This window comes from Nostoc sp. ChiSLP03a, assembly GCF_034531215.2.
Taxonomy (GTDB): Bacteria; Cyanobacteriota; Cyanobacteriia; order Cyanobacteriales; family Nostocaceae; genus Nostoc.
The window spans coordinates 20957-33913 of sequence record NZ_JAVRBQ020000032.1 but is presented as its reverse complement, the minus strand read 5'-3'; the positions used below and the strand labels follow the sequence as shown (position 1 = coordinate 33913).

Here is a 12957-nt window from a genome sequence, read left to right as displayed (position 1 = left end):
TCTCCCCAACCCCTCTCCGAGGCACAGAGGGGCAGAAATATTTTTAGTTGACAACGAAAAAATTAGGGTTTCAAAGCCTCTCTCCCTGTGGGGGAGAGGAATGGAAGTGGGGTTTTTAGAGCCGTCGAACTCACGTTAAATTTAAGTTAAACAAATTTTTTACGCCGTTTTTTATTAGCGTAAGCTTGTACCATTAATTACGAATTACGTTAGCGCAGCGTTAGCGACGCAGGAGCGTCATTACGAATTACGAATTACGAATTAGTAATTATTCAGTCAAGCCGTTCGTAATCGTTCGATGTCTCGCATCGGTGGCGCACCGAATAGGCGGGAATATTCCCGGCTGAACTGTGAGGGACTTTCGTACCCGACCTGATAAGCAGCAGAGGTTGCATCACAATCTTCCGTCAGCATCAGGCGACGAGCTTCCAACAGTCTTAACTGCTTTTGATATTGAAGTGGACTCATTGAGGTCACTTGCTTGAAGTGCTGATGAAACGACGAAGTAGACATTCTTACCTGCTTTGCTAAATCCTCGACTCGCATCGGCTGAGTAAACTTAGACTTGATGCGTTTGATCGCTTCAGCAATTCGCTGCATACTGCTGCCAGATGTAGCAATTTGACGCACGGCTTCACTTTGTTCCCCGATCAGCAGACGGTAGTAGAGTTCCCGAATCATCATCGGTGCCAGCATAAGAATATCCTGTGGCGTATCTAAGAGCTTAGTGAGGCGAAGGGCACAGTCAAGCAACGTGGGATCGGCGTTGCTCACAAATAAGCCTCGGACGGAGTTCTCTTTCTTCGCTGAACTAAAATTCATTTGAGCAGCCATTTCACAAAGTTGCATTGGGTCTAGGGTCAGCTTTAAGCCTAAATACGGTCGATCGCTTGTCGCCTCAACAATACATCCACCGATGGGGAGATCGACTGAGACAACAAGACATTGCCCGATCTCATAGGGATACGTTTCCTCTCCCAGCACTATGTTTTTCTTGCCTTGAACGAGAATGGCCAGACGCGGTTCATAATCCTGGTAAATGATGGCAGATGACGCATTCGATCGCGAAAAGCTCAATGATGCGATCGCAGTTGGATAGACAAGGTTGTTATTGGGTTCGGTGTGCCGCTCCACTAATGCCGCCAGCGCTTGGCACCGATCTGCAACTATCTCAGAATTGGGGATAACGAAAGTCATGGTAAAGCCTCGACTCATTCAATGCCCTACACGATTATAGAATGTCTTCAAGCAATCCATGCTGGAGAATTAGGCAAGGATCGAAGAGTTTTAGGCATTGGAAACTCTGAATCGAATTCGTAGGATGAAAGCATCTCAAGCAAGACCTTAAAGAGTCCGAACAACGATGCCGCATTTGTTTCCTAAAATCAAAAACTTCTTGGAGGAAATGGCAATTCGTCCAAACAAACTTTGAAAAGTTTTACGCCTTTGAACTCTTCAATAACAACTGAAGCAATAAGCAGGAGAACCTATTTATGCAAAATACTCCCCAACAAATGCAAGCAATGGCTGTGGACGAGTTCGGTCATGCTGACAAGCTGACTTTGCACACCTTACCCGTGCCTATAGTAGATGCAGGCGAAGTTTTGATTCGCATCGAGATTGCCGGAGTTGGCATCTGGGACGCAATGGAGCGTGAAGGCGATCTGGTGTATAACGAAGTCCATTTTCCGCGCGTGCTGGGCGGCGAATGTGCAGGCACGATTGTTGCTATTGGCGACGGCGTTGAGCGTTTTGCTGTTGGCGATCGCGTTTACGCCCAGAGCTTCATGAATGACAAGGGCGGTAGCTATGCCCAATACGTCGTCCTATCTGAAAAAACGATCGCGCCGATACCCGATGGTCTCGATATGCTGATGGCAGGCGGGCTACCCATTGCTGGTATCACAGCGCTAAACAATTTGCTGGCACTGGGGATAGGCAGCGAAACCAAATTAATGCTGTGGGGCGCGAGCGGCGGTGTCGGTCACGTCGCGCTGCAACTGGCTAAACGTATGGGGGCACATGTTTTCGCGATCGCATCGGGTGCGGACGGCGTAGAGCTGTCCAAGCAATTGGGTGCCGATGAAGCAGTGGACGGACACAGCGACGACATTGCCCAACGCGCCCGCGCTTTTGCCCCCGATGGTTTCGATGCGGCGCTGGTGCTGGTGGGCGGCGATACAGTTCAATCCACGCTGAGTTTGGTGCGCCAGGGTGGGATCGTCTCCTTTCCTAACGGCGTGATGCCCGAACCCAAAGCGCCCGACGGTGTGGAACTCAAGAAGGCAAATGGCTTTGCCGACCCAATGTTGTTAGACGAACTTAACCGATTGATCGGTATCGGTGAATTTCAAGTTCACATCGCGCAGACATTTGGGCTGTCAGAGGCGGCACAAGCGCAGGATGCGATGAAACAGCACTATCTGGGCAAAATCGTGTTGCGCGTGAGCGGCGAATAAGCGCTGATTGAATTTTCAGCTTTGACAACAACTTTACTCTCAACAAATTCTGACATCTTTGCAGGAAAAATACTTATGAATCTCACGGACAACACCATCCTCATCACTGGCGGCACAAGCGGCATCGGTCGTGGGCTTGCCGAGGCGTTCTATCAACGCGGTAATCAAGTCATCATTGCGGGTCGCCGTCAACATCTCCTCGACGAAATCACCGCCGCTCACTCCGGTATGCACGGGATTCAACTTGACGTTCAAGATCCGGCGGACATCGAAGCCTTTGCGTCCCGCGTTCGAGAGCAGTTCCCTAAACTCAATGTTCTAATCAACAATGCCGGAATTGCTAAGACGGAAGACCTCACCTCAGATCCGATCGATTTCTTTGCGATCCAGTCTATGATTCAGACTAATGTTGTCGGTGTACTTCACCTCACGGCGGCACTCCTCCCGACTCTCAAACAGCAACCGCATTCAACGATCGTCACCACCACCTCTGGCTTGGCTTTCGTTCCCATCAGTCCATATCCGACTTATTGCGCGAGCAAGGCTTTTCTGCACTCTTGGTTGCAGTCGCTCCGCGTTCAGCTTCAAGAAACCTCCGTGGAGGTTCTTGAACTTGCCCCACCCTATGTACAGACGGAACTTGGCGGGGCTAGTCAGGCGACCGATCCTGCCGCAATGCCACTGGCTGACTTTATTGCTGAAGTGATGCAGATTCTCAGCACTCCCAACCCGCCCCACGGCGAAATCCTTGTTAATCGTGTCAAAGCACTACGATTTGCTGAGAGGAACGGTGAGTATGAGCAAATATTCGCAAGCCGCAACGAACAATGACAAGCGTTAAGAATCTATCGATCGCCAGGAGAGGGCTTCGATCGCACGCAGCGACATCAATCAGAAATGGACTCTACAAAATTGCTTTCGTTAAATCACTAAAAAATTCTTGGAGAAAGTAGCAATATGTCTGAGCAAACGAACCTTGGTGGCAATTTTACGCTGCCGAACACTTCAATAACAGTGAAGCGCATAGGTTATGGTGCCATGCAACTCGCGGGCCCGAATGTAATGGGTGCGCCGCGAGATGTGGATGCAGCCGTTGCTGTTTTGCGCGAAGCGATCGCCCTTGGCATTAATCATATCGATACCAGTGACTTCTATGGGCCTCACATCACGAATCAGATTATCCGACAAGCACTGCATCCCTACCCGGAAGATTTAGCGATCGTCACCAAGGTCGGGGCGCGTCGTCCTGAAGATGGCTCGTGGGTTCCCGCGATGTCGCCGCAGGAACTAACCGAAGCGATTCACGACAACCTGCGTAATCTCGGACTCGATGCGATCGATGTTGTCAATCTCCGCTTGATGGGTGACGTTCATGGGCCATCGGAGGGTTCTCTTGCAGAGCCGCTAACGACCTTAGCCGAACTTAAGGAGCAGGGATTAATTCGTCACCTCGGTTTGAGCAATGTCACACCTACGCAGTTGGCAGAGGCGCAAACGATCGCAGAAATCGTCTGCGTGCAGAATCAGTACAACGTAGCACACCGGGAAGATGACGCTTTCATTGACGACCTCGCGAAGCAGGGAATTGCTTATGTGCCGTTCTTCCCGCTAGGCGGGTTCAATCCGTTGCAATCGTCAGCCCTCGATGCTGTCGCAGCATCACTTGCAGCCACACCGATGCAGGTCGCCTTGGCATGGCTGCTTCAGAGATCGCCGAACATCCTATTAATTCCCGGAACGTCATCCATTAGTCATCTGCACGAAAACATCAAAGCGGCAGACCTGCAACTTTCACCGCAAGCGATCGCACATCTCGACGCGATCGCTACAACTGCGGTTCGTTCTCAATAGACTAATTCTCAACTTTCGGCAACCAAATAATAAATGTAGTTCCCGGCGCATTTGGTGAAGTGAATTTAGAGTTGATTGCAGGGCTGAAAACCTCAATTTCGCCCTGCATTTGCTCTATTAGTTGTTTAGCGATCGCTAACCCCAAACCTGTACCGGGAATTTCTGTTTGCGCTTGTACACCGCGATAATGCCGTTCTCCAAGATGTTCTAAATCCTGGGGTGGAATACCGGGCCCGTTATCACTAATAACTATTCCCTGAAAATGAGCTTTTTTTTGCCCTGCCTGAATCAAAATTTTGCCACCAGTGGGAGTGTATTTCAAAGCATTATCAATAATATTAGTTAACACTTCTCGTAATGCTTTGACATTGGCACGTACTAGAGATGAATTCTCTTGAATTTCAGTTATTAGTTTTAGCTTTCGCTCTTGAGCGATCGCTTTGGCTGATATTAATAATGGTTCTAATATATCTGCTAGGGAGCAGTCAACTGCTTTATCTCCCGTTCCCGGCAATAATAGCGGCGGTTTAGCGGATTTTTGAATAGTTGCTTCTACAAATACTCCATCTTCCGGTAGATGTAGTGGTGCTAAATCTGCCTCTGTCAAGTCAATTACTTGTTCAAATTGTTGCAGTAATTCTTTAAGGCGATCGCTTTCTCGGACAATACTATTTGCCACATCCCGGTTAACATCTGCTGGTCGTAGTCGTTTCAATAACAGTTTGCCAAAAGTCCGTAACGCCGTTAATGGGTTACGAAACTGATGCAATAGATTATCCAGCAAATCTCGCTGTTTTTCTTGGAGAATTTGTTGCTCGCGCAACTGTTGCTCAAACCATGCTCGCCGCTGATCTAAAATACAAGCGATCGCTAATGTTTGGGCTATCCGTTGAATCTGACTTTGTTCGTGTTCATTCCATACCCGGTCTTTCCTACCTGTCACTAATAACCCCATCATCACACCCTCATAAATCAAAGGTAAAACAATTTGGTTGCCACTAAGTAGGTATTCCTCTTTGAGATCGGGTTGAGACGTATCTGGTATCTCAGACTCCCGTGACGAAGTTGGAGATTCTGAACCTGCTGTCAATAACCTTCCCTGTTGATTGGGTAATATAAACGCCTTTCCAAGTTGAAGTTGCTTGTATGCCGTCGCTTCAATAGTTTCCTCTCCTGGCGGCAATAATGCTGTTTCCGGGTAAATCACCACAGGAATCAGTTTGGCATCGCCAGAAGGAGTATCTACCAATTCTTGTGTTAAGTACACAATACTTAAAGTTGCTCCTAGCCCTTGGGTTAGTAGCGCTATTTGCTCTCGACATAGAGCAAGAAAATCAGAACTGGCAGACATTAACATTTTTTAGCTTTTGCTCAAGATTATAGATTTTGAGGCATGATGTAAGAGAGGATACTTAATTTTTACCTCACTCATTTCATCAAGCTTAACTAAAATCTTCAAAAGAGATGGTTTGTACTAAGGAATTATATTCTTAGGTGATTTTATTTTCTGGATGTTTCAAAGATATTAACTTTCTTATATTAAAAGGTTAAAAACTATTGATATTCTGAACTAGAACCTATATAATGACGACGGATTTTGTAGCTATCACTACAATCTATAGCTTGAAAGAGGAGGACAGTATATTGGCAAGGAGACGCAAAAGGAAGAGTCGTCGTCGTCAGGAAGGACGGCGTATTTTGGAACACGTGCCTCAATATAGCATCGAAAGTGGCGAAGAAAAGCCAGTAACAGCAGCGAGAAGATTCATTCAAGCTGAAGGGATTTTGCCACCAGCGTTGCTACTTGTAAAGCGAAATGAACACACTACAGATCGTTATTTCTGGGCAGAAAAGGGACTGTTTGGTGCTCAATACGTAGAGGAAAACCATTTCTTGTTTCCTAGTTTGAGGGTGTTGGAACCTTCACCAGGTCAAGAACCTCTTGCTTTAGCTAGTCGGTGAACCATAGATGGTCATCTTGGGCATTGAATGTGGCTCCTGACTACTATTAACTGGCAAAATTGCTAAGTTTATGCAAAATTTAATTTTTTTTTAGTTTGTAGCTGATTTGCCAGTAAATCTAATCCAGGTAGTTGGAAAGTGAACCTGTTTCAAACCACGCTCGATTGCATGGGTTGATACTACTTTGATGACGCAGAAGGGAATGGGTATAGAGCCAAGTGCCTCTAAAAAGAAGAGTGAAGTTGCGCTCTAATGCCGTAGATGGTTAAGTAAGCTCTGTCAACGAATTTAAGTTAATGAATTTAAATTTTTTCCCCACAACCAAAGTCGTGGGGAAAACTGGCAAAGCAGCAGTCTTGATTTTCTCCTGACTACTTTCCATTGCCTGCATAGTAGGTTAGGTCAGAAGTCTGCATATCATAGTTAAGAGATGGTCGCAAAAATCAATTATTTCCCAGGCTTGAGCTGTAGAGTCCTTTGCAACTCGCCCAGTTCATCTCGATGGGCAACTACAGCAATCTTACTTGAGGAGGTTTGTTCGCTCTGAGTTGTTTCTACTTTGAGCGATACCTTCTCAAGTCTTCCAGATTTTTTCCAATAAAATAGACCACTTAAAGGCGACAGCAGTACCATCGCCAGAACAAGGGTACTCAGGCTAGGAAAAAGCAGGGATGCGACCAAAGATAGACAAACAATCCCAATCGCTGCCAATAAAGTGAGAAATATGGCTAAAAACCAACTGGGACGAACATTACCTTCAAAAATTACCTGATTTTGTTCTCGGTCTACCGCTGCCACTCGGTAAGACCGCGATCGAAAATACTCTTTTAATTGAGACATTAAAACAGCTTCATCTTGCTCAGATACTAGGTGGGCTGTTTCTGTGCGGTCTTTAGTCGAGGCACGAATAAAGAAAAACAGCCCAACCGATAGCAACAAGGTCAGCAGGAAGGTAGATGGCAGAATAGCAGTATCCATAACTAATTGTTAGTGTTTGACTGGAGGAGACTTATTCATTATCAATGATTCGTTACTTTTTCCTTTCGTTGATGTAGTTAAGCCATTGAAAAGCTAAATCCTGAGCTTGAACTTGCCATTCGGGAGAAACTTGGTACATCCGCCTGGGGCGCCCCCGTCCTTCGAGTTTCTTCCAATATCCAGTGATTGCCTTTTGGTCTTCTAGAAATTTGATTGCACTATAAAGTACGGTATCTGAAAGCCGATAGACGGGATACTCAGTTTCTAATTGCTCAATCAACTCGGTTCCGTAGGATTCACCTTGTAATAAAACAGACAGTATGTAACAAACTGCTAGTTCCTGACAAAGGTAAGTTGGCGGAGGATTCTCAAAAAATTGATATATATCCTCAAGTTTCATGGTTTGTGAATGGCTAAAAAAATGCCTTAGGGTAAAGTCTACAATCCTTGTAGTCAGTATACAGTGCTACTACTACGCGAGTAATACATATAAAGCTACTTAGACTAGATATTCATTGCGTAAACATCAAACAATTACCCACGCCTGTGAAGTTGTGGGGCGAGTTTGCGAGTTTTAGGGGCACAAAACAATGTACCCCCACTCAAGCTCGATACGGTGTGGTGAGGAGCGAACAGACAGTGAGAGACTCAGTATCTTGGTGTTAACTGATGCCGAGCTGCTTAAGCAATAAAATGCCATCGAAGAAATTTTACAGGTAAAATGCTATTTTGTCTGTAAAGCTTAATAAACACTTTGTTTTACAGTGATTTTCCCAATGCAAATTCTAAAATCTTAAGCTGTGGGATATATCTGAGATCGAACTGCTACGTCGGTAGACATACTTAAGCAGTAACCATTTCTGATTTCCTCGATCGCAGAATTTCTTGTCTTATTTGACAAGTGTGATAGTAAATTTATCAAAGAAGGCGCTAAACTCCCTTCGTCCTCTCCTCTTCGCCTTCCTTTATCAAGCACCCAGCATATTAGCGATCGCTATGTCACAAACTCCCAATGCCCCATCATCTCCCTCAACTCTTAGGGCAATTGCCCAAACTTTTCGCCTTACAGGTTGGATTAGCTTCTGGATTCAGCTAGTACTAGGCGTTGTTTCTAGCATAATTGTGCTGCTGTTCGCCATCTTTAATCAAAGAACTGGCAGTCCTAGTAATAATCCTGGGACTGGCTTTGGCGTATTTTTAGCAATTTGTGGACTGGTTGTTTTGGGTGGGGGGATTTATTTAGCTTACCGTTATACGAGAATTGGCAAGCAATTGGAATCCTCCAATCCCAGTAACCGTCCTCGGAAAAGCGAGACTGTGCAAGTATTACGCTTAGGGGTGTGGGTGAATTTAGCAGGAACTCTAGTGACTCTTTTGGGGGCGCAGGCGATCGTTGGAACACTGGTAGCACGATCCATATCTCCACAAGCGATAACTACCCAATTTTTTGATCCTACCCGGATTATTAGCGGTCTAGATATGCTTGTAGTACAAGCAAACACCAATACTGTCTCAGCCCACTTTGCAGGACTGGTGGCGTCACTTTGGTTACTCAATCGCATTAACCGACCCTAGAAAAAAAAGTCAGAAGAAAAGGTAATAGTCAAAAATCAGCAATTCTTTTGACTTCTTTTCTCTTCTTTTTCAGAGGTTGTATGGCAATAATTCAAATATGTTGATTGTACTTTTCCGAAATTATTAAATTACAGTGTGAAGACTAATACCAGTTTCTGATGTTAGCACCCATCTAAAGAGTGATATTAGAACCGTTATCAGGGTGAATTAATTTTTATTGGAGGTCTGACACTAGGAAAAAACTAGAAATATGCAAGTTTGGTATACAAGTAGTTTTTAGCACATTGATGATTGGATTATGAAGTTCCCTAATCTTTATGGAACGCGATAATAGCCAAAATCAGGCAGTGTACAGGAGTGCTTTATCAGGCGTACTTACCTACTGGCTACCCTCACCTGCAAACACTTAGGAGTCTAGAAAATTAGAATAATACTAAATTTAAATGGTTGCTTTTCTGCTCACACAAAGCCAAAATCAGTATATGCTGATGTGTTGGCAGGTAGATAATAGGCTAAAAACTGAGAAAAATCTGTGCTGGATATCAAGCAAATACGGGAAAATCCGCAATTAGTTCAAGAACGATTGAATAGTCGTAGTGGTAAATACGACATCGAACCGATATTACTGTTAGATCGGCAACAAAGGGAACTTGAGGGGACGCGTAGTCAACTGCAAGCCCGGAGCAACGAAATTGGTAAAATTGTCGGCCAGAAGATTAAATCTGGGATCAATCCTCAAGACCCAGAAATTCAAGCTTTGCGGGATGAAGGTAACTCTGTCAAAGCCACATTGACTGAACTCGAACCCCAGGAAAAAAACCTCAAAGCTGAAATTGCTCAACTTGTGTTAGCACTTCCCAACTTGCCAAGCGACTCTACACCTCTTGGAAAGAATGAGCAAGATAATGTAGAAGTGCGGCGTTGGGGTGATGAGTACATTCCCCAAAATCCGAATATTCTCCCTCACTGGGAAATTGGCGAAAAGCTGGGTATTCTCAATGTTGAACGAGCTGTAAAAGTTGCCCAAAGTCGCTTTGTGACATTAATAGGCGCTGGTGCAGCATTGGAAAGGGCGTTAATTCAATTTATGCTGAGTCTCCATACTCAAGCTGGGTATGTGGAAGTCAGTCCGCCGCTGTTAGTTAATACAGAGTCTTTGACGGCGACCGGTCAGTTACCCAAGTTTGCGGAAGAAAGCTTTAAATGCGCTGATGATGACTTATGGCTGATTCCGACAGCTGAAGTTCCAGTTACAAATCTCTATCGGGGTGAAATTCTCGCTGCTGAAGATTTGCCTATTTACCACTGTGCCTTTACGCCCTGTTTTCGCCGCGAAGCTGGTAGTTATGGGCGCGATATGCGGGGGTTAATTCGCCTGCATCAATTTAACAAGGTGGAAATGGTGAAATTTGTCGAACCCAGTACGTCTTTTGATGAACTGGAGAAATTGGTAGGGAACGCAGAAGCAATTTTACAGGCGTTGCGATTGCCTTATCGAGTCGTAAATTTAAGTACTGGAGATTTGGGATTTGCCTCTACCAAAACTTATGATTTAGAGGTTTGGTTGCCCTCTTCTGGCAAATACCGTGAAATTTCTAGCTGTTCCAATACTATAGATTTCCAGGCGCGACGGGCTGATATTCGTTTCAAAGAGGCAGGAAAGAAAGGAACTCAGTTCGTACACACTCTGAATGGTTCGGGTTTGGCGGTAGGAAGGACGATGGCAGCAATTTTGGAGAATTATCAACAACCCGATGGAACAGTGAAAATACCTGAAGTGTTGCAACCTTACTTCGGACGTGAAGTTTTATAATTTGTCATTAGTCATTTGTCCTTTGTCCTTTGTTAAAAACTAATGACCAATGACCAATGACAAATGACCAATGACCAATGACCAATACCCAATACCCAATGCCCAATGCCCAATGCCCAATTAGAATGGAGATAACTATAGCTTAATATCTTCACAATTTACTCTATGTCAGTTTTAGCAGCGATCGCAGTCTTGGCTGTTTTGATCTTGGTACACGAGTTGGGGCATTTTGTTGCAGCACGTTCTCAAGGCATTCTCGTTAACCGTTTTTCTTTGGGTTTTGGCCCGGTTCTTTTGAAGTACCAAGGTTCGCAAACCGAATATGCTGTCCGCGCCTTTCCCTTGGGCGGCTTTGTGGGCTTTCCCGATGATGATCCCGATAGCGATGTTCCACCCAATGACCCGAATCTGCTGCGTAATCGTCCAGTTTTAGACCGAGCGATTGTCATCAGTGCCGGAGTAATCGCCAATTTAATATTTGCCTACTTGGTGTTGGCTTTGCAATTGGGTATCGTCGGCATTCCCAAGGAATTAACTTATCAAGCTGGTGTAGTTGTCCAGCCTGTTAATCAAGAATCTGTTGCCTACCAAGCAGGAATTCGGGAAGGAGATATTATTCTGGCTGTTAACGGTCGAGAACTTCCGGCTTCTGATAAATCAACTCCTTTGCTGACAAAAGAAATTCAAACTCATCCCAATCAGCAAATCGAACTGAAAATTCTGCGTGAAAACCAACAACAAACCCTGAAATTAACTCCGAAATTGGGAGCCGATGGCAAAGGCGTAGTTGGTGTGGCACTCAGTCCAAATGCTACAGCAATTTATCGTCGTCCTAATAGTCCTTTTGAAATTTTTGGTCTTGCTGCTAACAGATTTCAACAATTATTTGTTGGGACACTCAGTGGTTTTGGTCAGTTGATTACCAACTTTCAACAAACTGCTGGACAAGTTTCTGGGCCAGTTAATATTGTCAAAATCGGGGCAAAATTAGCTGATGATAATAGCGCAAACTTGTTGTCTTTTGCGGCAATTATCAGCATTAACTTGGCTATTATCAATATTTTGCCTTTACCAGCTCTGGATGGCGGACAACTCGCTTTTCTGCTAATTGAAGGTTTACGCGGTAAGCCTGTACCCGCCCGGATTCAAGAAAGTGTAATGCAAACCGGTTTGGTGTTACTCTTAGGCTTAGGAATTTTTCTGATCGTCAAAGAAACTACCCAATTAACTAGCCAATTGGAATGGGTACAAAAATTGTTCCAGTGAGCGTTACTACCCGCAAATCGTTATCTAAAAAGCAACGAGCGATAGAAATTTTAGCTCGGCTGAAGCGTCTTTATCCAGATGCTACTTGCTCTTTGAACTACTCAACGCCAGTACAACTGTTGGTGGCAACGATTCTCTCTGCTCAATGTACTGATGAGCGGGTGAATAAAGTAACACCAGCTTTATTTGCTCGGTTTCCTGATGCAGAGAGTTTAGCGATCGCTGACTTGGTAGAATTAGAAAGTTTGGTGCGTTCAACAGGGTTTTACCGCAATAAAGCCAAGAACATTCAAGCCGCCTGTCGGATGATTGTCACTGAGTTTAACTCTGTTGTCCCCAACCAAATGGAGCAATTATTAAAGCTTCCAGGTGTAGCGCGCAAGACAGCAAATGTAGTCCTAGCTCATGCCTATGGCATTAATGCTGGCGTGACAGTAGATACTCACGTTAAGCGCCTGTGCGAACGCTTGGGTTTAACTGAACATACAGACCCCGTTCGGATTGAACACGATTTAATGGGTTTATTGCCTCAGCCTGATTGGGAAAATTGGTCAATTCGGCTGATTTATCACGGTCGTGCTATTTGTAAAGCCCGCTCTCCCGTCTGCGTTGCTTGCGAGCTTGCCGATTTATGTCCGGCTGCAAATAAGCCAGTGGTTGTAGGATAAGCGACACAAGTAACCCCAGAATTGATGGAGAGACTGTAGAATGGAAAACGGTGTCTTCAAATAAGTTAGAGAATATATGGCAAAAAAGAGCATGATTGAGCGCGAGAAAAAGCGCACCAAGTTGATCGAAAAGTATGCTGACAAGCGGGAAGCTCTCTTAGAAGAGTTCAGAAGTGCAGCATCTCCTTTGGATAAACTAGAAATCCACCGGAAAATTCAACAGCTACCCCGGAACAGTGCGCCCACCCGCCACCGCAACCGTTGCTGGTTGACTGGTCGTTCTAGAGGAGTTTACCGCGATTTTGGGTTGTCTCGGAACGTACTGCGAGAATGGGCGCATGAAGGTCTTTTACCTGGAGTTGTTAAGTCTAGTTGGTAAAAAGTT

The 12957-nt window shown here is 45.0% G+C and carries 14 protein-coding genes; 10 read left to right on the top strand and 4 right to left on the bottom strand.

Annotated features, from left to right (window positions below):
- Positions 1–276: 276 nt before the first annotated feature.
- Positions 277–1077, bottom strand: coding sequence for an AraC family transcriptional regulator (locus RMY32_RS04740; RefSeq protein WP_322714847.1), 801 nt, complete (start codon positions 1075–1077; stop codon positions 277–279).
- Between RMY32_RS04740 and RMY32_RS04735 the strand changes: the two genes are divergently transcribed.
- From RMY32_RS04735 to RMY32_RS04720, 4 genes are all read left to right on the top strand, one after another.
- Positions 1050–1187, top strand: coding sequence for a hypothetical protein (locus RMY32_RS04735; protein WP_322714848.1), 138 nt, complete (start codon positions 1050–1052; stop codon positions 1185–1187). The two genes, RMY32_RS04740 and RMY32_RS04735, sit on opposite strands and share 28 nt — an antisense overlap.
- Before the next feature lie 306 nt (positions 1188–1493).
- Positions 1494–2459 carry an NADP-dependent oxidoreductase gene (locus tag RMY32_RS04730; RefSeq protein WP_322714845.1) on the top strand — a complete coding sequence of 322 codons (966 nt, stop codon included), beginning with the start codon at positions 1494–1496 and terminating at the stop codon, positions 2457–2459.
- Between the two features lie 75 nt (positions 2460–2534).
- Positions 2535–3290 carry an SDR family oxidoreductase gene (locus RMY32_RS04725; RefSeq protein ID WP_409882247.1) on the top strand — a complete coding sequence of 252 codons (756 nt, stop codon included), beginning with the start codon at positions 2535–2537 and terminating at the stop codon, positions 3288–3290.
- A gap of 126 nt (positions 3291–3416) precedes the next feature.
- Positions 3417–4310: an aldo/keto reductase family oxidoreductase gene (locus RMY32_RS04720; protein ID WP_322714843.1), complete on the top strand. Its 894-nt coding sequence runs from the start codon at positions 3417–3419 to the stop codon at positions 4308–4310.
- A gap of 1 nt (position 4311) precedes the next feature.
- On the opposite strand, the gene RMY32_RS04715 is transcribed toward RMY32_RS04720, so the two are convergent.
- Positions 4312–5667, bottom strand: coding sequence for an ATP-binding protein (locus RMY32_RS04715; RefSeq protein ID WP_322714842.1), 1356 nt, complete (start codon positions 5665–5667; stop codon positions 4312–4314).
- A gap of 287 nt (positions 5668–5954) precedes the next feature.
- On the opposite strand from RMY32_RS04715, the gene RMY32_RS04710 reads away from it, so the two are divergent.
- On the top strand, positions 5955–6272 hold the full coding sequence (locus tag RMY32_RS04710; RefSeq protein WP_041566316.1) for a DUF3155 domain-containing protein: 318 nt from the start codon (positions 5955–5957) through the stop codon (positions 6270–6272).
- A 447-nt stretch (positions 6273–6719) separates the two neighbouring features.
- Here RMY32_RS04710 and RMY32_RS04705 read toward each other — a convergent pair whose 3' ends face one another.
- Positions 6720–7250, bottom strand: coding sequence for a cofactor assembly of complex C subunit B (locus RMY32_RS04705; protein WP_322714841.1), 531 nt, complete (start codon positions 7248–7250; stop codon positions 6720–6722).
- Positions 7251–7302: 52 nt separating this feature from the next.
- On the bottom strand, positions 7303–7650 hold the full coding sequence (locus tag RMY32_RS04700) for a PadR family transcriptional regulator (RefSeq protein ID WP_322714840.1): 348 nt from the start codon (positions 7648–7650) through the stop codon (positions 7303–7305).
- 596 nt (positions 7651–8246) lie between these two features.
- Between RMY32_RS04700 and RMY32_RS04695 the strand changes: the two genes are divergently transcribed.
- The 5 genes from RMY32_RS04695 to rpsN all read left to right on the top strand — a co-directional run bounded on the left by RMY32_RS04695 (position 8247) and on the right by rpsN (position 12951).
- Positions 8247–8825, top strand: a complete 579-nt coding sequence (locus RMY32_RS04695) for a DUF3611 family protein (protein ID WP_322714846.1) — start codon at positions 8247–8249, stop codon at positions 8823–8825.
- A gap of 532 nt (positions 8826–9357) precedes the next feature.
- Positions 9358–10638 (top strand): serine--tRNA ligase, encoded by a 1281-nt coding sequence (gene serS, locus RMY32_RS04690; RefSeq protein WP_322714839.1) that lies wholly within the window; start codon positions 9358–9360, stop codon positions 10636–10638.
- A gap of 165 nt (positions 10639–10803) precedes the next feature.
- A complete protein-coding gene (gene rseP, locus RMY32_RS04685; protein WP_322714838.1) occupies positions 10804–11904 on the top strand; it encodes an RIP metalloprotease RseP in 1101 nt (366 codons plus the stop codon).
- Positions 11880–12572, top strand: a complete 693-nt coding sequence (nth, locus tag RMY32_RS04680) for an endonuclease III (RefSeq protein ID WP_322714837.1) — start codon at positions 11880–11882, stop codon at positions 12570–12572. The genes rseP and nth overlap by 25 nt, the downstream gene beginning before the upstream one ends.
- A 76-nt stretch (positions 12573–12648) precedes the next feature.
- Positions 12649–12951, top strand: coding sequence for a 30S ribosomal protein S14 (gene rpsN / locus RMY32_RS04675; RefSeq protein WP_190939279.1), 303 nt, complete (start codon positions 12649–12651; stop codon positions 12949–12951).
- The last annotated feature ends 6 nt before the right edge of the window (positions 12952–12957 follow it).

Excerpts from the sequence above, each read along its gene's own strand:
- RMY32_RS04720 (WP_322714843.1), top strand. The coding sequence starts at position 3,417 with ATGTCTGAGCAAACGAACCTTGGTGGCAATTTTACGCTGCCGAACACT.
- RMY32_RS04725 (WP_409882247.1), top strand. The coding sequence starts at position 2,535 with ATGAATCTCACGGACAACACCATCCTCATCACTGGCGGCACAAGCGGC.
- rseP (WP_322714838.1), top strand. The coding sequence starts at position 10,804 with ATGTCAGTTTTAGCAGCGATCGCAGTCTTGGCTGTTTTGATCTTGGTA.
- RMY32_RS04705 (WP_322714841.1), bottom strand. The coding sequence starts at position 7,250 with ATGGATACTGCTATTCTGCCATCTACCTTCCTGCTGACCTTGTTGCTA.
- RMY32_RS04735 (WP_322714848.1), top strand. The coding sequence starts at position 1,050 with ATGACGCATTCGATCGCGAAAAGCTCAATGATGCGATCGCAGTTGGAT.
- nth (WP_322714837.1), top strand. The coding sequence starts at position 11,880 with ATGGGTACAAAAATTGTTCCAGTGAGCGTTACTACCCGCAAATCGTTA.
- RMY32_RS04730 (WP_322714845.1), top strand. The coding sequence starts at position 1,494 with ATGCAAAATACTCCCCAACAAATGCAAGCAATGGCTGTGGACGAGTTC.
- RMY32_RS04715 (WP_322714842.1), bottom strand. The coding sequence starts at position 5,667 with ATGTTAATGTCTGCCAGTTCTGATTTTCTTGCTCTATGTCGAGAGCAA.
- RMY32_RS04695 (WP_322714846.1), top strand. The coding sequence starts at position 8,247 with ATGTCACAAACTCCCAATGCCCCATCATCTCCCTCAACTCTTAGGGCA.
- rpsN (WP_190939279.1), top strand. The coding sequence starts at position 12,649 with ATGGCAAAAAAGAGCATGATTGAGCGCGAGAAAAAGCGCACCAAGTTG.
- RMY32_RS04700 (WP_322714840.1), bottom strand. The coding sequence starts at position 7,650 with ATGAAACTTGAGGATATATATCAATTTTTTGAGAATCCTCCGCCAACT.